The organism is Klebsiella sp. KPN54798, from assembly GCF_021184225.1.
In the GTDB taxonomy this organism is placed as follows: Bacteria; Pseudomonadota; Gammaproteobacteria; order Enterobacterales; family Enterobacteriaceae; genus Klebsiella; species Klebsiella pneumoniae.
This window is the reverse complement of record NZ_CP089234.1, coordinates 1423402-1446279: the sequence shown is the minus strand read 5'-3', so window position 1 is coordinate 1446279 and position 22878 is coordinate 1423402. Positions and strand designations below refer to the sequence as shown.

The window sequence follows — 22878 nt, the reverse complement described above, 5'->3', positions numbered from 1 at the left end:
TTCAGTCAAGGGACTGGCGGTTTTCCTGCTCAATCGTTATCGCGTTCTCTCGGGCCAGGGTGATGAATTCGCGCGCTGCGGCGCTCTGCCAGGCGCCCTGCCGCTGCAATAAACAGGCCGTGCGCTGCAGCAGCGCAGGTCTTAGCTCAATCGCCACCACATCATCAAACTGTCCGGCGATCGCCGCCGGCAGCAGCGTTGCTAACGTTGTGCTTCGAATAACCGACAGAACGGCCCCGATGGAGTTGGCCTCCATCCGCACGTCTGGTTCGAGCCGATGAAGGCGGCAATAACGATCAATCTGCTCGCGGGTAGCAAACTCGCTGCTCAGTATAATTAGCGGCTGGGCGTCGAGAGCCTGCAGTTGCAAGTCGCGCTCTCCTGCCAGCGGATGCGCACGGCTCACCACCAGCGCAAGCGTTTCCGTCAGCAGCGGCTGAACCACAATTTCCTGTGACCGGCTGTCGTCAAAGGCAATCCCCACATCCAGTTCATCCTCCAGCAGCATCGCCTCCATCCGCTCCTGGTTCATCTCCTGGATAAGCACTTTTACTCCAGGATAGCGTCGGTAGTACGCCTCCATCAGCGGGCCCAGCATATAGGTAGTGAAAGTTGGCGTCATAGCAATGCGGAGTTTACCGTGCTGGAGATCTTCTGCGTCATGCAAGGCGCGCCGACCTTCCTCAAGCTCGCGTAACGCGCGACGGGCATACTCCAGCCAGATCTCTCCAGCATCGGTCAGGCGAATACGTCGGCCAGAGCGGTCGAAAAGCTGAACCTCCAGCATCGCTTCCAGCTGGCGTATCTGCTGTGACAGCGCAGGCTGGGAGACATGCAGCGCCGCGGCGGCGCGGGAAAAGCCACAATGTTCAGCCACAGCGATAAAGTAGGAAAGTTGGCGCAGAAGCATCGGCCCACCTATAAGAAATTCCAATAGGCATTATCATAAATAAGTCTTTTAACTTATGAAACAAGAGACGTACCCTCTTCGCACGACCCTCAACATATTTCACCTTTAACATCGTTTTATGCAGGAGTGACTATGTCCGCTCACGATCGTTATCTTCAGCGCGCATTAGTGCTGGCAAAACAAAACATTGCTGACGGTGGGCGCCCCTTCGGCGCCGTGCTGGTGCGGAATGATGAGATTGTCGCTGAAAGCGTCAATACCTTTCATCTGAGCGGTGACCCAACGGCGCATGCCGAACTGAACGCCGTTCGCGATCTTGCCGCCAGACTGGGAAGCGCGGTGTTGCGTGAATGCGTCATCTATGCCAGCGGACAACCTTGCCCTATGTGCCTGAGCGCGCTCTATTTAACCGGCGTGCGGGAAGTGTTTTTCGCCAATAGCAATCAGGACGGGGAGCCTTTTCAGCTCTCGACCGCCGCGATTTATCAGCAGCTGCAGCAGCCGCTGGCCCAGCAAACGCTGCCGATCCATCATCGCCCGCAGCCGGAGGGAACTGAACTTTATCAGCGCTGGGCGGAACGGCAGTCATGACACCAGCGCTGCGACAGAACCTGACGCTGGCAGTCCTGGTACTGACTGGGATCAATATGCGGCCGCTGCTTACCTCCATTGGTCCTTTGCTGCCGGACATCCGCGCAGCCAGCGGCATGAGCTATACCCTGGCCGCACTCCTGACCGCGCTGCCGGTGATCGCGATGGGGGTGCTGGCGCTGGCCGCTGGCTGGGTCGATCGCTATATCGGTCAAAAGCGCAGTATTGCGCTGAGCCTGCTGATTATCGCGGCAGGCGCCCTGCTGCGGGAAATCGCCCCGAATAGTGGCTTACTGCTCACCAGCGCTCTGGCCGGAGGAATTGGCATCGGCATTATTCAGGCCGCCATCCCGGCGGTAATTAAGCACCTCTTTCCCCGACGGACGCCGCTGGTGATGGGACTATGGTCAGCGGCGCTGATGGGCGGCGGCGGGTTAGGCGCCGCGTTCACCCCATGGCTGGCGTCACATAGCGCGGCCTGGCATGATGCGCTAGCCTGGTGGGCGCTCCCTGCGCTCCTGGCTCTGTTCAGCTGGCTGGCGATTTGTCGGCAATTGCCTCGCGCACCGCATCAGGCCAGCGCTTCCCCCCGGGTCGCGATTATTGGCCAGCGCCGCGCCTGGACGCTGGGACTCTATTTCGGACTGATCAATGCCGGTTACGCCAGCCTGATCGCCTGGCTGCCTCCTTACTACATCCAGCTAGGCGACAGCGCCCAGTACAGTGGTTCGCTGCTGGCGCTGCTGACCGTCGGGCAAACCGCCGGCGCGCTGCTGCTCCCGGCGCTGGCTCGCCAGGAGGATCGGCGCCAGCTTCTTCTGCTAGCGCTGGCGCTACAGCTGATTGGCTTCTGCGGCTTTATCTGGCTGCCAGAGCATTTCTCTGCGCTCTGGGCCATTGCCTGCGGCGTGGGGTTGGGCGGCGCGTTTCCTCTGTGCCTGGTGCTGGCGCTGGATCACGCCGGACAACCGGCGGTGGCCGGCAGGCTGGTAGCCTTTATGCAGGGGATCGGATTTATCATCGCCGGTCTGTCGCCCTGGCTTTCCGGCCTGCTGCGTAGCCTGAGCGGGAACTACACGCTTGACTGGTCCTGGCATGCGATCTGCGTCCTGCTACTCATGGCGCTGACGCTGCGCTTTATCCCGGCACACTACCCGGCCGAGTGGCGACAGCGCGCCTCAGACCTGCCCTGAACCGACGGCGGCGCGTGGCAAAGATAATGCCGCGCGCTCTCGTTGGCCTTCCCCGCCCGCCCCATCGCTAAAACCCGTTTCCTTCGCGTCGCTGGCGTTAAATTTATTACCCTGTGAAATTAATGTGTCGCCGAATCACGACACTCGTAAGTAACTAAAAATTAATAAAAAAATGCCTCTTGTTTCCCTGATTTTTTAGGCGTACATTAGCGCCATCTGGAGCACTAAACGCACAGAATTACGGGCTGCTGCAGGGTGAAGTTACACTGGCGACAGCCCTTGAAAAACAGAACAATTAATTCATTTGAACGTCGCACAAGCGCGTGGAGTGATGAGTCGTGAAATACTTCTTTATGGGCCTCTCTTTTATGGTCATCGTTTGGGCCGGTACTTTTGCCCTGATGATCTAGACTGCAGCGGTGTCAAAAAAAACGGGAGCCTTCATGCTCCCGTTTTTATTTTGCCGTGCTGCCCGCAGCGCTAGCTCGCGGAGGCCAGCAGACCATCCGCGCGGAACATCGCCTTGATACCGCGGATCGCCTGGCGCGTACGGTCCCGGTTCTCGATCAGGGCGAAGCGGACGTGGGTATCACCATAGTCGCCAAAGCCAATCCCCGGCGAGACGCAAACCTTCGCTTCATTAAGCAGCTTTTTCGCAAACTCCAGCGACCCCATGGCGGCGTAAGGTTCCGGTATTTTCGCCCACACGTACATAGACGCTTTCGGACACTCCACCATCCAGCCGGCCTCATGAAGCCCTTTGACCAGCACATCGCGACGGCGCTTATACTGTTCGGCAATATCGCGCACGCACTGCTGATCGCCCTCCAGCGCAGCTATCGCCGCCACCTGCAGCGGAGTAAAAGTCCCGTAGTCATGATAGCTTTTGATACGAGCGAGGGCATTCACCAAAGTCTTATTACCCACCATAAAGCCAATGCGCCAGCCGGCCATGTTATAGCTTTTCGACAGGGTAAAGAACTCGACGGCGACATCCCGCGCGCCGGGCACCTGCATGATGGAGGGCGCTTTCCAGCCGTCATACACGATATCGGCATAGGCCAGATCGTGGACGACCAGAATGTCATACTGCTTCGCCAGAGCGACAACCTTTTCAAAGAAATCCAGTTCGACGCACTGCGCGGTCGGATTTGAGGGAAAGCCAAGGATCATCATCTTCGGCTTCGGATAGCTCTCGCGGATGGCGCGTTCCAGCTCGTTAAAGAAATCCACCCCTTCCACCAGCGGCACTGAGCGCACCTGCGCCCCGGCAATCACCGCGCCATAGATATGAATCGGATAGCTGGGGTTCGGCACCAGTACGGTGTCGCCATGATCCAGCGTCGCCAGCATCAGGTGCGCCAGCCCCTCTTTCGAACCAATGGTGACGATCGCTTCCGATTCCGGATCGATATTGACGTTATAGCGTTCTTCATACCAGCGTGAAATGGCGCGACGCAGGCGCGGGATCCCCCGCGAGGTAGAGTAACCATGGGTGTCAGGCCGTTGAGCAACGGTGCAGAGTTTTTCCACGATATGCGGCGGCGTCGCGCCATCGGGATTACCCATACTGAAATCGATAATATCTTCGCCGCGCCGACGCGCAGCCATTTTCAGTTCAGCAGTAATGTTAAAAACGTACGGAGGGAGACGATCGATACGCGTAAAACGGCGTTCAGGACTGGATTCAGCCATAGGTTCCTCTAATTAACGTTAGCGCCCGGACCGTCCGAGCGACGCTGCCGCTGTTGCGGCTCGTTTAGAAAATAACCTGAAAAAATTCATGTTGTCGAGAGGCCCGTTAAAAAATATTCCCTGGCATATAAAACGGGTATCGACTGCGCTAAATGCGGCAGTTCATTGGCGGAATAATCCCGGGGTGTATAAAGGTGGTAACACACTGATATCTTTCTTAACACAGAATATTATCGTTAATGGCGAAGACCGCCGATATCGCGATGATTTTCAATTAATCCCCTTTAAAAAGTGCGTCTTTTCCGCTTTATGGTTCCACGGCTGGTCTTCTGCCGTCAGGTTTTTTATCATGTCCCTTTCTGGCCACTGACGCGGCGCACCCATGCACGAAATCTTTACTATGATGCTGGCGGTCTATGATCGTGCGGCCCTGATGCTTATTTGCCTCTTTTTCCTTATTCGCCTGCGCCTGTTCCGCGAACTGTTGCATAAGTCGGCCCATACTCCGAAAGAGCTGCTGGCGGTGACAGCCATTTTCTCGCTGTTCGCGCTATTTAGTACCTGGTCCGGCGTCCCGGTTGAGGGGTCCCTGGTGAACGTCCGCATTATCGCCGTGATGTCCGGTGGGATCCTGTTTGGTCCCTGGGTGGGCGCGATTGTCGGGGCGATTGCCGGCGTGCACCGCTATTTGATTGATATCGACGGCGTGACCGCGGTGCCCTGCTTTATCACCAGCATTGTCGCCGGCCTGCTGTCGGGGTTGATTAATCGTAAAGTGGCCCGCGAACAACGGTGGAAAATCGGCATTCTGGCGGGGATGATGTGTGAAACTCTGACCATGATCCTGGTGGTGGTCTGGGCGCCTTCCCTGAGTCTCGGCGTAGATATTGTTTCGAAAATTGGTATCCCGATGATCCTCGGCAGCGTCTGCATCGGCTTTATCGTGCTGCTGGTGCAGAGCGTTGAAGGGGAAAAGGAGGCCAGCGCGGCGCGGCAGGCGAAACTGGCGCTCGATATCGCCAACAAAACCCTGCCGCTGTTTCGACACGTTAACAGCGATTCTCTGCGCCAGGTTTGCGAGATTATCCGCCGCGACATTACCGCCGACGCGGTGGCGATCACCAATACCGAGCACGTGCTGGCCTACGTGGGCGTCGGTGAAGCCAACTATCAACGCCACGACGATATGATTAGCCCCACCACCCGGCAGGCGATTCGTTATGGGAAAATCATCATAAAAAACAATGACGAAGCCCACCGTACCCCGGAGATCCACTCCTTGATGGTGATCCCGCTGTGGGAAAAAGGGGTGGTGACCGGCACGCTAAAAATCTATTACTGCCACGCCCATCGCATCACTTCGACGCTGCAGGAGATGGCGATTGGCCTGTCGCAAATAATCTCCACCCAGCTGGAAGTCTCCCGCGCCGAACAGCTGCGGGAGATGGCCAACAAAGCGGAGCTGCGCGCCCTGCAAAGCAAAATTAACCCGCATTTTTTATTTAATGCGCTGAACGCGATCTCCTCCTCGATTCGCCTTAATCCGGACACCGCGCGCCAGCTCATTTTTAATCTGTCGCGCTACCTGCGCTATAACATCGAATTAAAAGACGATGAGCAGATTGATATCAAACGAGAGCTGTATCAGATCAAAGATTATATCGCTATTGAACAGGCGCGATTCGGCGACAAGCTGACGGTCATCTACGATATTGACGACGACGTCAGCTGCGTGATCCCGAGCCTGCTTATCCAGCCGCTGGTGGAAAATGCCATCGTTCACGGTATTCAACCCTGTAAAGGCAAAGGCGTGGTGACGATCGGCATTAACGAGTGCGGAAATCGGGTACGCATCAGCGTTCGCGATACGGGCAACGGTATCGATCCCGCCGTGGTCGCCCGCGTGGAAGCCGATGAGATGCCGGGTAACAAAATCGGCCTGCTCAATGTGCATCATCGGGTGAAACTTCTCTACGGCGAGGGTTTGCATATCCGCAATCTGACGCCGGGAACCGAAATCGCCTTTTATGTCCCCAATAACTCTACGCCGCAGGCGCTGACGGAGTCGCTGTTGTCATGAGCGGAGAAAAGATGAAAGTTATCATTGTGGAGGATGAGTTTCTGGCCCAGCAGGAGCTCTCCTGGCTTATTAACACCCATAGCCAGATGGAGATCGTCGGCAGCTTTGACGACGGCCTGGACGTGCTGAAATTTCTCCAGCACAACAAGGTCGACGCCATCTTTCTCGATATCAATATTCCGTCGCTCGACGGGGTTCTGCTGGCGCAAAACATCAGCCAGTTTGCCCATAAACCTTTTATCGTCTTTATCACCGCGTGGAAAGAACATGCGGTGGAAGCCTTTGAGCTGGAAGCCTTTGACTACATCCTGAAACCCTACCAGGAGTCGCGCATCATCAATATGCTGCAAAAGCTGACCACCGCCTGGCAGCAGCAAAATAACGCTGCTTCAGGATTAGCCAGCGCAGCGCCACGGGAAAACGACACCATCAATCTGATCAAAGATGAGCGGATCATCGTCACCAGTATTCATGATATTTATTATGCCGAGGCGCATGAAAAGATGACATTCGTCTATACCCGCCGGGAGTCATTCGTCATGCCGATGAACATTACTGAATTCTGCAGCAAACTGCCCACCGCGCATTTCTTCCGCTGCCACCGCTCGTATTGCGTAAATCTCAGCAAAATTCGGGAAATTGAGCCGTGGTTCAACAACACCTATGTGCTGCGCCTGCGTGACCTGGAGTTTCAGGTTCCGGTCAGTCGCAGTAAAGTGAAAGAGTTTCGCCAGCTGATGAATCTGTAGAGAGCGGAAAGCACCGCCATCCGGGCTACGACGGTAGCCCGGGAGAAGAATGCTTAAAGCACCTGGCCCAGCGTCTGACGCAGATGCGCGCCGGAGCCCAGCAGGCCTGGGTTATCATGCACAATCAGGTAAACCGGGATATCCTGAACATAAGCTTTAAAACGGCCTTTGTCTTCAAAACCGCCGCGGAAACCAGAGGCTTTAAAGAACTCCAGGAAGCGCGGCACGATGCCGCCGGCGATATACACCCCGCCAAACGTCCCGAGGGTCAGCGCCAGGTTACCGCCGAAGCGTCCCATAATGACGCAGAACAGCGACAGCGCCCGACGACAGTCGGTGCAGCTGTCCGCCAGCGCTCGCTCGGTCACCTCACGCGGCTGCAGGTTCTCCGGCAGTCGGCCGTCCGATTTGACAATCGCGCGATACAGGTTGACCAGCCCGGGACCTGAGAGCACGCGTTCTGCGGAAACATGCCCCAGCTCGGCGCGTAGCTCTTCCAGAATGATCCCTTCTTCTTCGCTGTTCGGGGCAAAATCAACATGACCGCCTTCGCCCGGCAGGCTGACCCAACGCTTATCAACGTGGACCAGATGCGCCACGCCGAGCCCGGTCCCGGCGCCATAAACGGCGATCGGTTTGCCCGCTACCGGCGCACTGCCGCCAAACTGAATAAGGTGCTCAGCTTTCAGCATCGGAATGGCCATTGAAACAGCGGTAAAATCGTTAATTATCTCCAGATGGGCAAAGCCGAGGTTACGCTTCATTTCGGCGATAGAGAAAGCCCAGGTATGGTTGGTCATCGCCACCCAGTCGCCGGTAATCGGGCATGCGATGGCGATACAACCTTCGTTGACCGTTACCTGGTGCTCCTCGAGGTAGACGCGCACCACTGCCTCCAGACTGGGGTAATCGAGCCCGGAATAGGTCTTTGCGCGAGAGATCTCTCCACTCGCCAGATCACATAGCGCCAGGCGGGCGTTGGTCCCCCCGACATCTCCTACTAAAGCAAATTTTGTCATTCCGTTACGGCTCCGCTAAAGTCAAAATAAATCTTTTGGCACACTGTAAATTCATGGCGGCTTAACAACAACGTCCAACGCGCAGACGCCCATTGTTTAGCGACACAGGTCACATTTAGTTTGTAATCTATGCAAGGTAGCCTGTAAAGGACGCGCCGGATATCAGATGTCACCTTAACTTTATCGTTTCAGCACCATTTGCATCGACGGTCTCCGCTGACGAAGGCAAAGTAGTGCTCCAGCACTTTTACAAGGACATTTCCATGCTCCATCCTCGCGCCAGAACAATGCTGATCCTGTCGGTGCCGGCCATCCTGATAGGTATCGCCTGCAGCCTGATCCTGATCGTGGCGATGAAGGTTGCCGCGCTGCTGCAGCGCGTGCTGTGGAGCAATCTGCCCGCGCAGTTGGGGGTGAGCGCCGACAGCCCGCTGTGGATCATCGCCATGCTGACGGCGACAGGGATCGCGGTGGGTCTGGTCATTCGTTACAGCCCCGGGCACGCCGGGCCGGATCCAGCGACCGAGTCGTTAATCGGCGCTCCCATTGCCACCGGCGCGCTGCCCGGACTCCTGGCCGCGCTGATCCTCGGCCTCGCCGGCGGCGTCAGCCTCGGCCCGGAGCATCCGATTATGGTGGTGAATATCGCGCTGGCTGTCGCCGTCGGCTCCCGACTGTTTCCGCGCGTCAGCTCGCTGGACTGGACCATCCTCGCGGCCTCAGGCACCATCGGCGCCCTCTTCGGTACCCCGGTTGCCGCCGCGCTGATTTTTTCGCAAACCCTCAATAGCAGCAACGATACGCCACTGTGGGATCGCCTCTTTGCTCCCCTCCTCGCCGCCGCCGCCGGCGCGTTGACGACGGGTCTGTTTTTCCATCCCCATTTTTCGCTGCCGATCCCGCACTATGGTCAGATGCGCTTCGTTGATATTCTCAGCGGCATTATCGTCGCCCTGATCGCTATCGCCGTCGGCATGGTGGCCGTCTGGTGTCTGCCGCGACTGCATGCCCTGATGCATCGGTTGAAAAATCCAATCCTGACCCTCGGTATCGGCGGGCTGCTGCTGGGGATCGTGGGGACGATAGGCGGGCCCCTAACGCTATTTAAAGGGCTGGATGAGATGCAGCAGCTGGCCTTCAGCCAGACGCTAACCGCCGCGGATTTTCTGCTTATCGCGCTGGTCAAACTGGCGGCCCTGGTTCTTGCCTCAGCCAGCGGCTTTCGCGGCGGGCGAATTATCCCGGCGGTGTTCGTCGGGGTAGCGCTGGGGCTGATGCTGCATGCTCATGTTGACGCGGTGCCGGCGGCAATCACCGTTTCCTGCGCGATCCTCGGCATGGTGCTGGTCGTCACTCGCGACGGCTGGTTGAGCCTGTTTATGGCCGCCGTGGTGGTCCCGGATACGACTCTGCTGCCGCTGTTGTGTATGGTGATGCTCCCGGCCTGGCTGCTGCTGGCCGGGAGACCGTTGATGATTGCCAAACGGCATAACGATTAAACGCGGCTGTTTCGCTCCTCAAGGGCCTGCGTCACCGCGCGCAGGAAATCGGGGATATCCATTTTCGGCAGCATCACTTCTACCAGGGTGAGGGTATCGGAGGTGATGCTCTCCGTCATCGCCTCCCGCAGTTCAGACGTCTGAGTGACCCGCCGGCAGCGCGAAGCAACGTCAGGGGCGAAGGCTTCCGGCAGCCGCTGCCAGTCCCACAGAGCGATGTCATTGTAGCGCTGCTCTGGACCATGAATCGCCCGTTCCACGGTATACCCTTCGTTATTCAGCAGCAGAATAAGCGGCTTTTGCTTATCACGCAGCATGGAGCCCATCTCCTGAATGGTCAGTTGGGCCGCGCCATCGCCGACAATTAGCACCACCCGCCGCTCCGCCGCCGCGGTTTGTGCGCCATAGGCGGCCGGGAGAGTAAAACCAATCGAGCCCCACAGCGGCTGGACGATCAGCGATGCTTCAGAGGGCAGCTTCAGCGCCGCAATACCAAAGGCGGCCGTCCCCTGATCGGCGAGAATAATATCCCCCGGACGCAGGGCGCCCTGCACCGTCGCCCAGAAATTTTTCTGGGTCAACTCGCCTTCAGCGCCCTCCTCAGCCTCCGGCGCCACGACCTGAGGCGTAGCCCACTCCGCCGCCAGCGGGGCGGAAAGCGTCATCAGCGCGGCCAGGGCCTTATCCATCGGCACCCCGCTGAACCAGTGATCGCCCACCCTGACGGCGAAGGGCTGGATCTCAATAGTCTTTTCCCGCGCCAGATGTTGGGTAAATCCTGCGGTGATGGTGTCGGTGAAGCGCGTGCCAATGCAGATGATGGTGTCGGCGTTTTCAATCGCCTCCCGGGTCTGCGGCGCGCTGGCAATCCCGCTGTAGGTGCCGACAAACCCGCTCTGCTGCTCATCAAACAATCCCTTGCCCATGAGCATCGTCGCATGGGCGACAGGCGTTTTCGCCACCCACTCCCGGAGCGTCTTCTGCAGGCCATAACGTTGCGCCAGGAAGTCCGCCAGCAGGGAAATGCGTCGGCTGCCCCGCAGCAGGCGGCTGGCATGTTCGCAGAACCCGGCAAGCTGGTTTTCATCCGCCGGAGCGGGCTCCACCAGCAAGCGCTGGGCTGGGGCAATCGCTGCCGCTCTGGCGACATCGGCTGGCAGCATCAAATAGCCGGGGCGATGATGCGTCAACATATCGCGCAGCACACGGTCGATTTCATGGCAGGCGTTGCCGGCGGTCAGCAGCGCCTGGCTACAGGTGATCTGCTCGCTCATGCGGGCGAAATGGCGAAAATCGCCATCGCCGAGGGTATGGTGCAGCAGTTCGCCGCGCTGCTGGGCGCCGGTAGAGGGCGCACCGACGATATGCAATACCGGAATATGTTCCGCATAGCTACCCGCAATGCCGTTCAGCGCGCTCAATTCGCCGACGCCGTAAGTGGTCAGCAGCGCACCGGCTCCTTTGATGCGCGCATAGCCGTCAGCGGCATATGCCGCATTCAGCTCGTTGGCGCAGCCGACCCACCCCAAGGCGCTGTGCGCGATGACGCGATCGAGAAACTGTAAGTTGTAATCTCCCGGCACGCCGAACAAGCGGTCAATACCGCAGTCGACAAGGCGATCCAGCAGATAATCCCCAATAGTGTAGGTCGGTTGCATATCCATTATCCTCATTTTGGTGCAGGTGTAATTTGAGTATTGAATAAGCGATCCGCCTGTCCAGATGGGAGGTGATAATGGCAGTGTAAAGCAATAATTACGCAGAAAAAGCAGTGTACTCCACGCAGAACATTGTTTAGTGTAAACGTATACACACCCTGTTTTGTCGGCGGAGGAAGAATGGTTTACCAGGCAAGCACCACGCGATATCAAACGATGGAGTACCGTCGCTGCGGCCGCAGCGGTCTGCAGCTACCGGCCATTTCCCTTGGCCTGTGGCATAACTTTGGCGATGAAACGCGAGTGGAAACCAGCCGGCAGATGCTCCTGCACGCTTTTGACCTCGGTATAACCCATTTCGATTTGGCCAACAACTATGGGCCGCCGCCGGGCTCGGCGGAAAGCAACTTTGGCCGCATTCTGAAAGAGTCGCTCCTGCCTTATCGCGATGAGTTAATCATCTCCACTAAAGCAGGTTACACGATGTGGGACGGCCCTTACGGCGACTGGGGATCGCGAAAATATCTGGTAGCCAGTCTTAACCAGAGCCTTAAACGCATGGGGCTGGAATACGTCGATATTTTTTACCATCACCGGCCTGATCCACAGACGCCGCTGATGGAAACGATGCGTGCGCTCGATCATCTGGTTCGTCAGGGTAAAGCGCTATATGTCGGGATCTCCAACTATCCTCTGGCCCAGGCGCGGGAGGCGGTGAAGATCCTTAACGACCTCGGCACCCCCTGCATCATCCACCAGCCTCGCTACTCGATGTTCGAACGCGGCGTGGAAGAAGGACTGCTGGATTTTCTGCAGACGGAAGGGATTGGAAGCATAGCGTTTTCACCGCTGGCCGGCGGGCAACTTACCGACCGCTATCTCAACGGCATTCCGGCCGACTCGCGCGCCGCCAGCAGCAGTCGTTTTCTGCAGCCGGAGCAACTGACTCCTGCCCGATTAGAAAAAATTCGTCAGCTTAACAGGCAGGCGGAAGCGCGTGGGCAGAAGCTGTCGCAGATGGCGCTGGCCTGGGTGTTGCGCGAAGAGAAAGTCACCTCGGTGCTGATCGGCGCCAGCAAAACCGCGCAACTGGATGATGCCGTCGGCATGCTGCAGAATCGCCATTTCACCACCGAAGAGTGCGCGGCCATCGACGCCATCCTTGCGCTGTAAAGCAAATGTTACTTTAGCAAAAAGTGCTCTTTCCTGCGCTTTCGGAGTTCGTCCGATGCGGCGGGTCTTTACCGGCCCGTAATATCAGGTTAACAGGCCGCTTACGGCCCCGATCGTGAAGGAGAAGAGTATGTTCAGGTCACTGATTCTGGCAGCAGTACTGCTGGCCGCAGGGCCACTGGTCGCTAACGCTGGTGAAATCACCCTGCTGCCATCGGTAAAATTACAAATAGGCGATCGTGACAATTACGGTAACTACTGGGACGGTGGCAGCTGGCGCGACCGTGATTACTGGCGTCGTCACTATGAATGGCGTGATAACCGTTGGCATCGTCATGACAACGGCTGGCACAAAGGCTGGTACAAAGGCAGAGATAAAGCCTGGGAGCGCGGCTATCGTGCTGGCTGGAACGACCGCGATGACCACCGCGGCGGCTGGGGTCGCGGCCCGGGCGGGCGCGGTCACGGTCATGGACATGGCCATCACTAACAAACGAAAAGGGGAGCCCATCGGCTCCCCTTTACTTTATTCAGCATCAGGAATCAATTAATCCACCCCGAGCAGCGACCCCACTATTAACCAGCCGTTCAGGCTCACCACAATAGCGACTATCGCCCAGCCGATGCCTCTCACCCAACGGGTATTCACCAGGTCCCCCATCAGCTTCGCATTGCTGGTAAATATCAGCAGCGGCACCAGGGCAAGCGCAATGCCAAAGCTGAGCAACACCTGACTCATTACCAGGATGCGCGTAGGATCCAGCCCCAGCAGAATGACGACAAACGACGGCAGCATGGTGATCGCCCGGCGAAACCACAGCGGAATATGAAAGCGGATAAACCCCTGCATAACGACCTGACCTGCCAGAGTGCCCACCACGGTCGACGATAAACCGGCGGCAATCAGGCTGAGGCCAAAGATGGTCGCCGCCGCGTGGCTCAGCAGCGGCTCCAGCGTCATGTAGGCCTGATCAAGATCGGCGACGCCGGTATGGCCATTAAAGTGGAATGCCGCCGCAGCGGTCGCCATCATCGCCAGATTGACGAACCCGGCAATGGTCATGGCGATCGCCACATCCCAGCGGGTCGCGTTATAGCGTTCTTTTCGCGTTCCGCCATGCAGATGCTGGGTAAGCGAGGAATGTAAGTAGATAACGTGCGGCATGATTGTCGCCCCCAGTACCCCGGCGGCTAAGAATACCGCCTCCCCGTTGGGCAGCGTGGGGATCACCAGTCCTTTCGTCAGAGGAGCCAGCGCGGGCTGGGAAAAGATCAACTCCACGACATAGGCCACGGCGACAAACAGCAACAATCCACCGATCACCTTCTCCAGTGGTTTTTGCCCGCGCCGCTGCAGCATCAGGATCAGAAAAGTCGCCACCCCGGTCAGCACCGCCCCCTGCAGAAGCGATACGCCGAGTACCAGCTTAAAACCAATTGCGGCGCCGATAAATTCAGCCAGATCGGTGGCCATAGCGATAATTTCCGCCTGTACCCAGTAAAACCAGACAACAGGACGCGGGTAATGGTCGCGGATCTGCTCGGCCAGGTTTTTGCCGGTGGCAATGCCCAGTTTGGCAGAAAGCACCTGGATCAGCATCGCCATCAGGTTAGCCCACACCACGACCCACAGCAGCTGGTAGCCAAAGCTGGCGCCGGCCTGAATGTTAGTGGCGAAATTACCCGGATCGATATAGCCAATGGCAGCGACGAAAGCCGGGCCCATTAAGGCGAGCTTCACCTTGCGCGCGGCGCGACTACTGCTATTCTCAACGCGACTGCTAGTCATCTTCTGCCTCTGGAAATATAGCCTTTGCTATGTTTCATGCTATCAAAATGCGAATGATTATCAAGTTCATTTAGAATGGAGATAATGATTGCTGTGATAGAAGGGAACAATAGCTGGCCGGAAATGAAATACGGGCGTCAGAAAACGAGATCCAGCCCGCTATTAAGAGTAGTACAAGAATGCAACTTTTAAAACCTTTACGTAACATAACAAAAGTGGATGTTGGATCACTATTTTTGCCATTGGTCACAGTTCCTTGCAATAGTGTGCAATTGATCTCGTTTTCTTTAAAGCCGTTGCATAGAATGTGCACGGAAATTTAACCTGCCTCATATTTGGAGCAACTATGGACCGCGTCTTGCATTTTGTCCTCGCGATCGTTGTGGTGGCTATACTGGCCCTGTTGGTCAGCCATGACCGCCAAAAGATCCGTATTCGTTATGTTGTTCAACTGCTTGTCATTGAAGTCCTGCTGGCCTGGTTCTTCCTCAACTCCGATATTGGTCTGGGTTTTGTGAAAGGATTTTCCGAGATGTTTGAAAAACTCCTCGGGTTTGCCAACGAAGGGACAAACTTCGTGTTCGGCGGCATGAACGATAAAGGCCTGGCCTTCTTCTTCCTCAAAGTTTTGTGCCCTATCGTCTTCATTTCGGCTTTGATCGGCATTTTGCAGCATATTCGTATCCTGCCGATTGTCATTCGCGCGATCGGTACCGTCCTGTCGAAAGTTAACGGCATGGGCAAGCTGGAGTCCTTCAACGCCGTGAGCTCGTTGATCCTCGGCCAGTCGGAAAACTTTATCGCGTATAAAGATATTCTCGGCAAAATGTCGCGCAACCGCATGTACACCATGGCGGCGACGGCGATGTCCACCGTGTCCATGTCCATCGTAGGCGCTTACATGACCATGCTGCAGCCAAAGTATGTCGTTGCGGCGCTGGTGCTCAACATGTTCAGCACCTTTATCGTTCTGTCATTAATTAACCCTTACCGCGTGGAAGAGAGCGAAGAAAATCTGCAGATGTCGAATCTGCACGAAGGTCAGAGCTTCTTCGAGATGCTGGGCGAGTATATTCTGGCAGGTTTTAAAGTCGCGATTATCGTGGCGGCGATGTTGATCGGCTTCATCGCGCTGATCTCGGCGCTGAATGCCCTGTTCGCCACCGTGACCGGTTGGTTCGGCTATAGCATTTCCTTCCAGGGTATCCTCGGCTATATCTTCTACCCGGTCGCCTGGGTGATGGGTGTGCCGGCAAGCGAAGCGCTGCAGGTGGGCAGTATTATGGCTACCAAACTGGTCTCCAATGAATTCGTCGCCATGATGGATCTGCAGAAAATTGCCTCGACGCTCTCCCCGCGCGCGGAAGGCATTATCTCTATCTTCCTGGTCTCCTTCGCCAACTTCTCATCTATCGGTATTATTGCCGGGGCGATCAAAGGTCTGAACGAAGAACAGGGCAACGTAGTTTCTCGCTTCGGTCTGAAGCTGGTGTACGGCTCCACGCTGGTTAGCGTGCTGTCCGCCTCGATTGCGGCGCTGGTTCTGTAACAGACGTCAGTCATCTGAGCCGGGCAATGCCCGGCTTTTTTTTGCCCGTCATTCACCCAGCGGCTGTGGTTTACCGATCAGATAACCCTGCAGATAATTCACGCCCAGCTCCAGCAAGCGCGCTTTTTGCGGTTCGCTTTCGACATATTCCGCCACCACGCTCATCTGTTTCGCCCGCGCCATCTCGACAATCGATTTCACCATGATGGCGTCCAGCGGGTCCGTGAGGATGTCGCGGACGAAGCAGCCGTCAATCTTAATGATATCGGCCTGTAAATGTTTCAGACGTTCATAGTTCGCATAGCCGGTGCCAAAGTCATCAATAGCGATGGCGCAGCCAAACGCGCGCAACGCTTCAAGATTTTGCCGACTGGTGTCCGCATTAGAGAAGGCCTGCTCTTCGGTCACCTCAATAGTTATAAGTTCTGGCGAGACGCTATAGCGTTGAAACAGCGCGATAATCTGCCCTGCGCTGTTCTTTTGCATCAGAGTTGCAGGCAGCAGGTTGACCGAGAAGCGCTGGCCGGGATGCTTATGGAGCATACTGAACAAGGTCTCCAGCACCAGCATGTCAAAACGTTGGCTGAGGTTAAACTGCACAATCAGCGGAATGAATCGGTCGGGCATAATGACGCTATCGCCACAGCGCATGCGCGTGAGGATCTCATGATAACCCTCCCCCTCCGGATTCTGAATCGGTTGCGCATAGAGCATCAGCGCGCGATCTTTGAGCACTTGCTTGACGCGCATTAGGAGGCGCACCTGCTCGGTAGTTTGATCCACCACCAGATCCTGCTCCTCGTCCAGCGCCAGCACCCGACGTTCACTGCCCGCCTGTTCGGAAAGCCAGCTTAGCTGGCCCAGCATCTGGTAAAGTCCCTCACCCTGGCCGTCATCGCGGCCCCAGGCCGCGCCAAACTCCAAATCCAGCGGCTGATTGTGCCAGCTGAACTTTTTGTGGTTGAGGACCGCGACCATATGGTTCAAGCGGGACGACGGCTCCGGTCCATCAAGCACGAGGATCAGTTCGCTGCCCGGTACCTGGAAGACTTTATCCGCCGCTCCCAGCAGCGGTTGCAGCGCCCGAATAATCTGCCGTTTACAGTCCACCCCCATCATCAGACCATAATGCCGACTGAGAAAGTCGAGATTATCAATACGCAGGCTGCAGATAGCCTGCTGAGGACAGCTCTGTAAATGGCTCTCCAGCGCGCGCAGGTTAGGCAAGCCGGTCAGCGGATCCTCTTCCGCCTGGCTACGCCAGCGGCGTTTGTTGCGGTCGCTGCGGGCATAGATGTCGGCCATATAAAACAAACAGATAGTAAAGGAGATCAGAACCGACAGCACAAAGGAGAGTGAATACTCGCTTTGCACCCCCTGGAGAAAGTTTTTGTTATATACCACCAGCAAAAAGGCCGAGACAGACCATGAAATACGCAATAGCGCATGGCCTATTCGACTGATACCGATAAAGTAAACAATAAAAATAACCGGAACTAAATAACCGGCAATAAATTCAGACTGATACGGCGCACACAATAGCGTTAATATCACCGCCAACGCGATAAACCAATATAGGGTAAAGGAGCGATATTGTGGTGCCAGCCACGGTAAACATTCCTGCTGCCAGAAACGTCGGGCGTAGCGCGGACTGATAATCATCCGCATTGGATAATAAAGAAACGTCGTAAAAATTAATGCCGCACTGATTAAACTTTGGATATCTATTACAGTATAAATCAACGGCATACTACCAAAGTAACTGGTAATAGCTAATGGAAACGCAAAATATTGTCCGGCGAGATACATGGTGATTTTCAGGAGCACCGGCGCGAAGAAGCCGCCCCAGAAGATCCGCGCCCCCATATGTTTTGCCGTTGGACCGCAGCGCCAGCGCTTCCCCACCATCAGTCGCAGAATAGCGCAGGAGACAAACACGGCGAACAGTTGACAAAAAAGTAAGATAAACGCCTGCGGCAGCGTTAATTTAATGAGAAAACTATTGGTGATGGCAAACGCGAGAATTAATGGCGCAATCGCATAGCGGCCAAAGATAAAAATAACAGAAAACATCACGCTGATTGGCAGCCAGGCAATATAAATAAGGTTGCCGTCAATTATCGTTTGCGGTGAAATAAAACGGGCCAGCGGAATAGCGACTAAACAAATGATAAAGGCCAATAGAGTTTTTTTGATATTAATGTTAATTTTATCAAGCATTATTGTTAATTAAAACTCCAGAAACCTCATCACGTTTAATGGGGGAAATGTTATGTTGCTTATTTAGGGCAGGCAAGGCGAATTATCAGGAAAAAGTCTGAAATTACTTTCGATTTTAATTGCTGGAGATTAACTGACGTAACCAGAAAGTGCTTTACATGAAACCCGCTAAAAACAAAAACCCCCGCCGAAGCGAGGGTTCTGAATTTTGGTGGAGCTAAGCGGGATCGAACCGCTGACCTCTTGCATGCCATGCAAGCGCTCTCCCAGCTGAGCTATAGCCCCACAGGACTTCTTTACGAACCAAATCCGCTGGGTGCAGAATTTGGTGGAGCTAAGCGGGATCGAACCGCTGACCTCTTGCATGCCATGCAAGCGCTCTCCCAGCTGAGCTATAGCCCCGTAACGTAAAGCGTGTCGTGTTGACGGGCGGCATAATATGAATTCCTCGCTCAGGTGTCAACGGCAAAATTATCCTTCCCGATTCAATCGCTGAAAAAGCAGGCAACTTGCTGACATTGCGAGCCTTATCGCAGTCAGAAGTTAAACAGGTCACCTTTTCACGTAAAAGGATGCTATAACATGGGCAGCTAATTCCCATACATTTACTCAGGAAATAGTATGCTCAAGGAACGAATGACACCTGAAGAAATTGCCCATCTAACCGGCTACAGTCGGCAAACTATCAATAAGTGGGTGCGGAAAGAAGGCTGGCAAACCTCTCCGCGACCTGGCGTCCAGGGCGGCAAAGCGCGCCTGGTCCATGTCAATGAGCAAGTCAGGGAGTTTATCCGCAGCGCCCAGCGCGTGGCGGAGACGCCCGGCATCTATTCTCCCCATGATAGCGATCTGGAATCGCTGCTGCTGACCCTCAGTAAAGAACTCACCCCCAGCGAGCAGAAGCAGCTTATGTCATTGTTGCTGCGCGAGGGGATCACCGGGTTACTGCTTCGGTTAGGGATCCGCGATCGGTAAACCATGATGAAACTGAAAGATAAAATGACGCCCGCAGAGCTTGCCGACTGCCTGGGGCTGGCCAGACAAACGATCAATCGCTGGGTTCGCGAGAAACAATGGCGCACCGAAGCAATACCCGGCGTTAAAGGGGGGCGAGCGCGACTGGTGGTTATCGACCAACCGGTACGCGAGTTTCTGACCAACATCCCTGCCAGACGCCATCTGCTTACCGACAATCATCTCGCGGAATCGCCAGGTGCATACCTGGTCAATGAGGCAGACGCGATCTGGCGGCAAATCACGGAAACCCTACAGCTGATGACTCCGGCAGAACAGCTGCAGCTCCGCGATCTGCTGGCCCGGGAAGGGATTAGTGGTTTTCTTGCCCGCCTCGGCATCGCCAGTCCGGAATAACAGACAAAAAAAACGGCAGGGTAACCTGCCGTTGTTTCAGCTGCGACGCCGTCAGGACGCCTGGCCTTCGCGTTCAGCGATAAAAGCCAGCGCTTTATTGATACGATCTACGCTACGGGATTTACCGATAGCATGGACAGTAACGTCTAGCGCAGGAGATTGCCCTGCCCCGGTAACCGCCACGCGCAGCGGCATACCGACTTTACCCATCCCCACCTCCAGCTCATCAGCAGTTGCCTGAATCGCGTGATGGACGTTTTCCGCCGTCCAGTCGCTAATCGCCGCCAGCTTATCGCGAACCACTTCCAGCGGCTGACGCGCCACTGGACGCAGATGTTTTTTCGCGGCGTCGGCATCGAATTCAGCGAACTCTTCATAGAAGTAGCGGCAGCTCTGGGCCATCTCTTTCAGCGTCTTGCAACGCTCGCCCAGCAGTTTCACCAGCTCAGCCAGCTGCGGGCCGTTGCGAGTGTCGATATTTTCCTGCTCGATATGCCACTGCAGATGCGTTGCCACATATTCCGCCGGCAGGGTATTGATATAGTGATGGTTTAACCACAGCAGTTTATCGGTGTTAAAGGCACTGGCGGATTTGCTCACCGCGCCCAGCGAGAAGAACTCAATCATCTCTTCGCGAGTGAAAATCTCCTGATCGCCATGAGACCAGCCCAGGCGCACCAGATAGTTGAGTAGCGCTTCCGGCAGGTAGCCGTCGTCGCGGTACTGCATCACGCTCACTGCGCCGTGGCGCTTGGAAAGTTTTTTACCGTCATCGCCGTTGATCATCGACACGTGCGCATAAACCGGCACCGGCGCATTCAGCGCTTTGAGGATATTGATCTGGCGCGGCGTGTTGTTGATATGATCTTCGCCGCGGATCACGTGAGTGATCGCCATATCCCAGTCATCTACCACCACGCAGAAGTTATAGGTCGGGGAACCATCGGTACGGCGAATGATCAGATCGTCCAGTTCCTGGTTGCTGAACTCGATAGGTCCGCGGATCTGATCGTCAAAAATAACCGAACCTTCCTGCGGGTTGGCGAAACGCACGACGCACGGCTCATCGTCAGCATGGTGCTCGTGGCTATGGCGGCAGCGGCCATCGTAACGCGGCTTCTCACCCTTCGCCATCTGCTCTTCGCGCAGCGCTTCCAGACGTTCTTTCGAGCAATAGCATTTGTAAGCGGTACCGGCTTCCAGCATCTCATCGATTACGTTGTTATAACGATCGAAACGTTTGGTCTGGAAATAGGGGCCTTCGTCCCATTGCAGATTCAGCCAGTTCATGCCATCCATGATGGCTTCAATTGCTTCCGGGGTGGAGCGTTCGAGATCGGTGTCTTCAATACGCAGCACAAACTCACCGCCGTGGTTACGGGCAAAAAGCCAGGAATAGAGAGCAGTACGCGCACCGCCAACGTGCAGATAGCCGGTTGGGCTTGGCGCGAAGCGAGTTTTGATTTTCATGAATTGGCCTTACGTTTAATAAAGATGCCGATAGCCGGCAATGTCCGGTGGAAATTATGGGTCAATATTCTAACACCGTGGGCTGATTCCTCAATGTTGTTCCCATCGGAACGTCACGGTTTGCCATTTTTGTTTATAAATCATGCTATGGCGCCGGTTTCGCGATCGCTTTGTTTAATTTTACGACGAACGAACGAATTCTTTAGAAAAGGCGTTGACTCATTTTCAACTCTCCCTATAATGCGACTCCACACAGCGGGGTGATTAGCTCAGCTGGGAGAGCACCTCCCTTACAAGGAGGGGGTCGGCGGTTCGATCCCGTCATCACCCACCACTACTTAACGTAGTCTCCGCCGTGTAGAACAGAAAATTGAGAAGTGGGTGATTAGCTCAGCTGGGAGAGCACCTCCCTTACAAGGAGGGGGTCGGCGGTTCGATCCCGTCATCACCCACCACTTTCTCGCCAGCTGGATTTTCTGTCAAAATGTGAAGTACAGAAGTGGGTGATTAGCTCAGCTGGGAGAGCACCTCCCTTACAAGGAGGGGGTCGGCGGTTCGATCCCGTCATCACCCACCACTTCGGGTCGTTAGCTCAGTTGGTAGAGCAGTTGACTTTTAATCAATTGGTCGCAGGTTCGAATCCTGCACGACCCACCAATGTAAAAAGGCGCCCTAAAGGCGCCTTTTTGCTTTGCGCCGAACTCAACGATTCGAACCTGCAGCAGGTTCGGGTCGAACGCAGTGAGACAACGGAGCCGCTTGCGGCGACGGCCCGAAGGGCGAGGCGAAGCCGAGTCATCCTGCACGACCCACCAATGTAAAAAGGCGCCCTAAAGGCGCCTTTTTGCTATGCGCGGAACATGGCCCTGCCACGAGTCCCTCCGCAGCAATCCCCCCTGTCAGCGCTGATATAGCGGATCTTCAACCCTGGCGGCGGTTAAATTCTCCCCTTCTTCACGCACAATTTCCCATAACGCCTGAGCGGCGGTCGACAGCGAGCGATTTTTCCTGCATGCCAGCATCAGCTGCCGCTCCATCACCGGAGTCAGCCGTTTCACCGTCAGATGGCTCCCCTGCGGTAACGGTAGCGCCAGCGCCGGCAGAACGCTGATGCCAATTCCCGATTCTACCATCGGAAACAGCGTTGCCGGGTGGCCAATCTCCTGGACGATGTTCGCCCGGATAGCCAGTCTGCTGAGGGCCGCATCGATCAGCGGGCGGCTGCCGGACGCATAATCCTGCAGGATTAGCCTTTCATCCTGCAGCGCCTGCCACGGCACTTCTGTCAGGCTGGCAAAAGGATGATCCTCCCGGCAGAGCAGCAAAAATGGTTCCGCCAGAACCACTTCACACTGAAGGTCTGCCGCCGGGCCCGGATCAATCACGATGCCAAAATCCACTTCCCCCTGGCGGATACTCTCCAGCACCCACTGCTGGGGCCGATCGTGCAGCACAAAATCGATATCGGGATAACGACGATTGCTGTGAGCAATACACTGCGGAATAAGGTGGGCGGAAATCGTCTGACTGGCGGCGACCTTGACGGTGCCGCTCAGCTGCTGGCCTACCCGCCCGGCGTCACGCAGGGTAATCGTCAACTCATCAAGCAAACGTTCCAGCCTGCCCGCCAGCTGCTGACCCGCCTCGGTGAGCACCACTTCGCGAGTAGTACGGTCGAGCAGACGGACGCCGGTCTGATGCTCCAGCTCCTTGACGCTATGGCTGACGGCCGACTGACTTAAGCCAATCATCTCCCCTGCCCGGCTGAAGCTTCTGGCCCGGGCGACGGTGACAAATACTTTTAACTGACGCAGAGAGTAATTCATCTTTTTTATTCATGAATAGATGCAATAAATCAATTTTATTTCTCAAATGAAAAAAAGCACAATAGCGCATCTCTTTTCAGGAGCGT

Annotated in this window: 20 protein-coding genes, 6 tRNA genes, 1 other RNA gene and 1 pseudogene; 17 read left to right on the top strand and 11 right to left on the bottom strand. The window is 55.8% G+C overall.

Going from position 1 to position 22878, the window contains the following annotated elements; translation table 11 throughout:
• Position 1 precedes the first annotated feature (1 nt).
• Positions 2 to 910, bottom strand: a complete 909-nt coding sequence (gene cynR, locus LPQ25_RS07185) for a transcriptional regulator CynR (protein WP_048336780.1) — start codon at positions 908 to 910, stop codon at positions 2 to 4.
• 132 nt (positions 911 to 1042) lie between these two features.
• Here cynR and LPQ25_RS07180 point away from each other — a divergent pair, with 132 nt between their 5' ends.
• From LPQ25_RS07180 to ypdK, 3 genes are all read left to right on the top strand, one after another.
• Positions 1043 to 1501 carry a nucleoside deaminase gene (locus tag LPQ25_RS07180; RefSeq protein WP_009486224.1) on the top strand — a complete coding sequence of 153 codons (459 nt, stop codon included), beginning with the start codon at positions 1043 to 1045 and terminating at the stop codon, positions 1499 to 1501.
• On the top strand, positions 1498 to 2694 hold the full coding sequence (locus tag LPQ25_RS07175; RefSeq protein ID WP_014907146.1) for a CynX/NimT family MFS transporter: 1197 nt from the start codon (positions 1498 to 1500) through the stop codon (positions 2692 to 2694). Before LPQ25_RS07180 ends, LPQ25_RS07175 begins: the two co-directional genes overlap by 4 nt.
• A 338-nt stretch (positions 2695 to 3032) precedes the next feature.
• On the top strand, positions 3033 to 3104 hold the full coding sequence (gene ypdK / locus LPQ25_RS07170; protein ID WP_099119320.1) for a membrane protein YpdK: 72 nt from the start codon (positions 3033 to 3035) through the stop codon (positions 3102 to 3104).
• 70 nt (positions 3105 to 3174) lie between these two features.
• Here ypdK and alaC read toward each other — a convergent pair whose 3' ends face one another.
• Positions 3175 to 4389 carry an alanine transaminase gene (alaC, locus tag LPQ25_RS07165; protein ID WP_015875075.1) on the bottom strand — a complete coding sequence of 405 codons (1215 nt, stop codon included), beginning with the start codon at positions 4387 to 4389 and terminating at the stop codon, positions 3175 to 3177.
• Positions 4390 to 4477: 88 nt separating this feature from the next.
• Between alaC and LPQ25_RS07160 the strand changes: the two are divergent.
• Positions 4478 to 4660: pseudogene (locus tag LPQ25_RS07160) on the top strand (hypothetical protein); the annotation flags it as partial.
• Here LPQ25_RS07160 and LPQ25_RS07155 read toward each other — a convergent pair.
• Positions 4660 to 4773, bottom strand: a complete 114-nt coding sequence (locus LPQ25_RS07155) for a hypothetical protein (protein WP_032428038.1) — start codon at positions 4771 to 4773, stop codon at positions 4660 to 4662. The pseudogene LPQ25_RS07160 and the gene LPQ25_RS07155 sit on opposite strands and share 1 nt — an antisense overlap.
• On the opposite strand from LPQ25_RS07155, the gene LPQ25_RS07150 reads away from it, so the two are divergent.
• Both LPQ25_RS07150 and LPQ25_RS07145 read left to right on the top strand, forming a co-directional pair.
• Complete coding sequence (locus LPQ25_RS07150) at positions 4772 to 6469, top strand: sensor histidine kinase (RefSeq protein ID WP_004149230.1); 1698 nt, start codon at positions 4772 to 4774, stop codon at positions 6467 to 6469. The two genes, LPQ25_RS07155 and LPQ25_RS07150, sit on opposite strands and share 2 nt — an antisense overlap.
• Before the next feature lie 11 nt (positions 6470 to 6480).
• Positions 6481 to 7218: a LytR/AlgR family response regulator transcription factor gene (locus LPQ25_RS07145; RefSeq protein WP_002913374.1), complete on the top strand. Its 738-nt coding sequence runs from the start codon at positions 6481 to 6483 to the stop codon at positions 7216 to 7218.
• Between the two features lie 53 nt (positions 7219 to 7271).
• Here LPQ25_RS07145 and glk read toward each other — a convergent pair whose 3' ends face one another.
• A complete protein-coding gene (gene glk, locus LPQ25_RS07140) occupies positions 7272 to 8237 on the bottom strand; it encodes a glucokinase (protein WP_002913377.1) in 966 nt (321 codons plus the stop codon).
• A 263-nt stretch (positions 8238 to 8500) separates the two neighbouring features.
• Between glk and LPQ25_RS07135 the strand changes: the two genes are divergently transcribed.
• On the top strand, positions 8501 to 9736 hold the full coding sequence (locus LPQ25_RS07135) for an ion channel protein (RefSeq protein WP_234599506.1): 1236 nt from the start codon (positions 8501 to 8503) through the stop codon (positions 9734 to 9736).
• On the opposite strand, the gene LPQ25_RS07130 is transcribed toward LPQ25_RS07135, so the two are convergent.
• The gene (locus LPQ25_RS07130; RefSeq protein ID WP_004159719.1) at positions 9733 to 11394 is read right to left on the bottom strand and encodes an alpha-keto acid decarboxylase family protein; all 1662 of its coding nucleotides are present in this window, start codon (positions 11392 to 11394) and stop codon (positions 9733 to 9735) included. The two genes, LPQ25_RS07135 and LPQ25_RS07130, sit on opposite strands and share 4 nt — an antisense overlap.
• 180 nt (positions 11395 to 11574) lie before the next feature.
• Here LPQ25_RS07130 and mgrA point away from each other — a divergent pair, with 180 nt between their 5' ends.
• The gene (gene mgrA, locus LPQ25_RS07125) at positions 11575 to 12567 is read left to right on the top strand and encodes an L-glyceraldehyde 3-phosphate reductase (protein WP_004174934.1); all 993 of its coding nucleotides are present in this window, start codon (positions 11575 to 11577) and stop codon (positions 12565 to 12567) included.
• Between the two features lie 130 nt (positions 12568 to 12697).
• Positions 12698 to 13057 (top strand): DUF2502 domain-containing protein, encoded by a 360-nt coding sequence (locus LPQ25_RS07120; RefSeq protein WP_002913419.1) that lies wholly within the window; start codon positions 12698 to 12700, stop codon positions 13055 to 13057.
• Between the two features lie 57 nt (positions 13058 to 13114).
• Here LPQ25_RS07120 and LPQ25_RS07115 read toward each other — a convergent pair whose 3' ends face one another.
• A complete protein-coding gene (locus tag LPQ25_RS07115) occupies positions 13115 to 14356 on the bottom strand; it encodes an Nramp family divalent metal transporter (RefSeq protein ID WP_002913421.1) in 1242 nt (413 codons plus the stop codon).
• Positions 14357 to 14702: 346 nt separating this feature from the next.
• Between LPQ25_RS07115 and nupC the strand changes: the two genes are divergently transcribed.
• Positions 14703 to 15905 (top strand): nucleoside permease NupC, encoded by a 1203-nt coding sequence (nupC, locus tag LPQ25_RS07110; RefSeq protein WP_002913423.1) that lies wholly within the window; start codon positions 14703 to 14705, stop codon positions 15903 to 15905.
• Positions 15906 to 15953: 48 nt separating this feature from the next.
• On the opposite strand, the gene LPQ25_RS07105 is transcribed toward nupC, so the two are convergent.
• The 3 genes from LPQ25_RS07105 to LPQ25_RS07095 form a co-directional block, all read right to left on the bottom strand.
• Positions 15954 to 18125: an EAL domain-containing protein gene (locus LPQ25_RS07105; protein ID WP_004174930.1), complete on the bottom strand. Its 2172-nt coding sequence runs from the start codon at positions 18123 to 18125 to the stop codon at positions 15954 to 15956.
• 209 nt (positions 18126 to 18334) lie between these two features.
• Positions 18335 to 18410: transfer RNA gene (locus LPQ25_RS07100), tRNA-Ala, on the bottom strand.
• A 41-nt stretch (positions 18411 to 18451) separates the two neighbouring features.
• A tRNA-Ala gene (locus tag LPQ25_RS07095) sits at positions 18452 to 18527 on the bottom strand.
• A 219-nt stretch (positions 18528 to 18746) separates the two neighbouring features.
• Here LPQ25_RS07095 and LPQ25_RS07090 point away from each other — a divergent pair.
• Together LPQ25_RS07090 and LPQ25_RS07085 are read left to right on the top strand one after the other, a co-directional pair.
• Positions 18747 to 19100 carry a MerR family transcriptional regulator gene (locus tag LPQ25_RS07090; protein WP_002913434.1) on the top strand — a complete coding sequence of 118 codons (354 nt, stop codon included), beginning with the start codon at positions 18747 to 18749 and terminating at the stop codon, positions 19098 to 19100.
• Positions 19101 to 19103: 3 nt separating this feature from the next.
• Positions 19104 to 19496 carry a MerR family transcriptional regulator gene (locus LPQ25_RS07085; RefSeq protein ID WP_002913435.1) on the top strand — a complete coding sequence of 131 codons (393 nt, stop codon included), beginning with the start codon at positions 19104 to 19106 and terminating at the stop codon, positions 19494 to 19496.
• Positions 19497 to 19547: 51 nt separating this feature from the next.
• On the opposite strand, the gene gltX is transcribed toward LPQ25_RS07085, so the two are convergent.
• Complete coding sequence (gene gltX / locus LPQ25_RS07080) at positions 19548 to 20966, bottom strand: glutamate--tRNA ligase (protein ID WP_004145598.1); 1419 nt, start codon at positions 20964 to 20966, stop codon at positions 19548 to 19550.
• 258 nt (positions 20967 to 21224) lie between these two features.
• On the opposite strand from gltX, the gene LPQ25_RS07075 reads away from it, so the two are divergent.
• From LPQ25_RS07075 to LPQ25_RS07055, 5 genes are all read left to right on the top strand, one after another.
• Positions 21225 to 21300 (top strand) — tRNA-Val (locus LPQ25_RS07075).
• 45 nt (positions 21301 to 21345) lie between these two features.
• Positions 21346 to 21421, top strand: a tRNA-Val gene (locus LPQ25_RS07070).
• Positions 21422 to 21467: 46 nt separating this feature from the next.
• Positions 21468 to 21543, top strand: a tRNA-Val gene (locus LPQ25_RS07065).
• Positions 21544 to 21547: 4 nt separating this feature from the next.
• A tRNA-Lys gene (locus LPQ25_RS07060) sits at positions 21548 to 21623 on the top strand.
• A 22-nt stretch (positions 21624 to 21645) separates the two neighbouring features.
• Positions 21646 to 21781, top strand: a non-coding RNA gene (locus tag LPQ25_RS07055) — RtT sRNA.
• 84 nt (positions 21782 to 21865) lie between these two features.
• Here LPQ25_RS07055 and LPQ25_RS07050 read toward each other — a convergent pair.
• Positions 21866 to 22792, bottom strand: coding sequence for a LysR family transcriptional regulator (locus LPQ25_RS07050; RefSeq protein ID WP_002913438.1), 927 nt, complete (start codon positions 22790 to 22792; stop codon positions 21866 to 21868).
• Positions 22793 to 22878: the final 86 nt, after the last annotated feature.

Excerpts from the sequence above, each read along its gene's own strand:
- cynR (WP_048336780.1), bottom strand. The coding sequence starts at position 910 with ATGCTTCTGCGCCAACTTTCCTACTTTATCGCTGTGGCTGAACATTGT.
- LPQ25_RS07180 (WP_009486224.1), top strand. The coding sequence starts at position 1,043 with ATGTCCGCTCACGATCGTTATCTTCAGCGCGCATTAGTGCTGGCAAAA.
- LPQ25_RS07175 (WP_014907146.1), top strand. The coding sequence starts at position 1,498 with ATGACACCAGCGCTGCGACAGAACCTGACGCTGGCAGTCCTGGTACTG.
- alaC (WP_015875075.1), bottom strand. The coding sequence starts at position 4,389 with ATGGCTGAATCCAGTCCTGAACGCCGTTTTACGCGTATCGATCGTCTC.
- LPQ25_RS07150 (WP_004149230.1), top strand. The coding sequence starts at position 4,772 with ATGCACGAAATCTTTACTATGATGCTGGCGGTCTATGATCGTGCGGCC.
- LPQ25_RS07155 (WP_032428038.1), bottom strand. The coding sequence starts at position 4,773 with ATGGGTGCGCCGCGTCAGTGGCCAGAAAGGGACATGATAAAAAACCTG.
- LPQ25_RS07145 (WP_002913374.1), top strand. The coding sequence starts at position 6,481 with ATGAAAGTTATCATTGTGGAGGATGAGTTTCTGGCCCAGCAGGAGCTC.
- glk (WP_002913377.1), bottom strand. The coding sequence starts at position 8,237 with ATGACAAAATTTGCTTTAGTAGGAGATGTCGGGGGGACCAACGCCCGC.
- LPQ25_RS07135 (WP_234599506.1), top strand. The coding sequence starts at position 8,501 with ATGCTCCATCCTCGCGCCAGAACAATGCTGATCCTGTCGGTGCCGGCC.
- LPQ25_RS07130 (WP_004159719.1), bottom strand. The coding sequence starts at position 11,394 with ATGCAACCGACCTACACTATTGGGGATTATCTGCTGGATCGCCTTGTC.
- mgrA (WP_004174934.1), top strand. The coding sequence starts at position 11,575 with ATGGTTTACCAGGCAAGCACCACGCGATATCAAACGATGGAGTACCGT.
- LPQ25_RS07120 (WP_002913419.1), top strand. The coding sequence starts at position 12,698 with ATGTTCAGGTCACTGATTCTGGCAGCAGTACTGCTGGCCGCAGGGCCA.
- LPQ25_RS07115 (WP_002913421.1), bottom strand. The coding sequence starts at position 14,356 with ATGACTAGCAGTCGCGTTGAGAATAGCAGTAGTCGCGCCGCGCGCAAG.
- nupC (WP_002913423.1), top strand. The coding sequence starts at position 14,703 with ATGGACCGCGTCTTGCATTTTGTCCTCGCGATCGTTGTGGTGGCTATA.
- LPQ25_RS07105 (WP_004174930.1), bottom strand. The coding sequence starts at position 18,125 with ATGCTTGATAAAATTAACATTAATATCAAAAAAACTCTATTGGCCTTT.
- LPQ25_RS07090 (WP_002913434.1), top strand. The coding sequence starts at position 18,747 with ATGCTCAAGGAACGAATGACACCTGAAGAAATTGCCCATCTAACCGGC.
- LPQ25_RS07085 (WP_002913435.1), top strand. The coding sequence starts at position 19,104 with ATGATGAAACTGAAAGATAAAATGACGCCCGCAGAGCTTGCCGACTGC.
- gltX (WP_004145598.1), bottom strand. The coding sequence starts at position 20,966 with ATGAAAATCAAAACTCGCTTCGCGCCAAGCCCAACCGGCTATCTGCAC.
- LPQ25_RS07050 (WP_002913438.1), bottom strand. The coding sequence starts at position 22,792 with ATGAATTACTCTCTGCGTCAGTTAAAAGTATTTGTCACCGTCGCCCGG.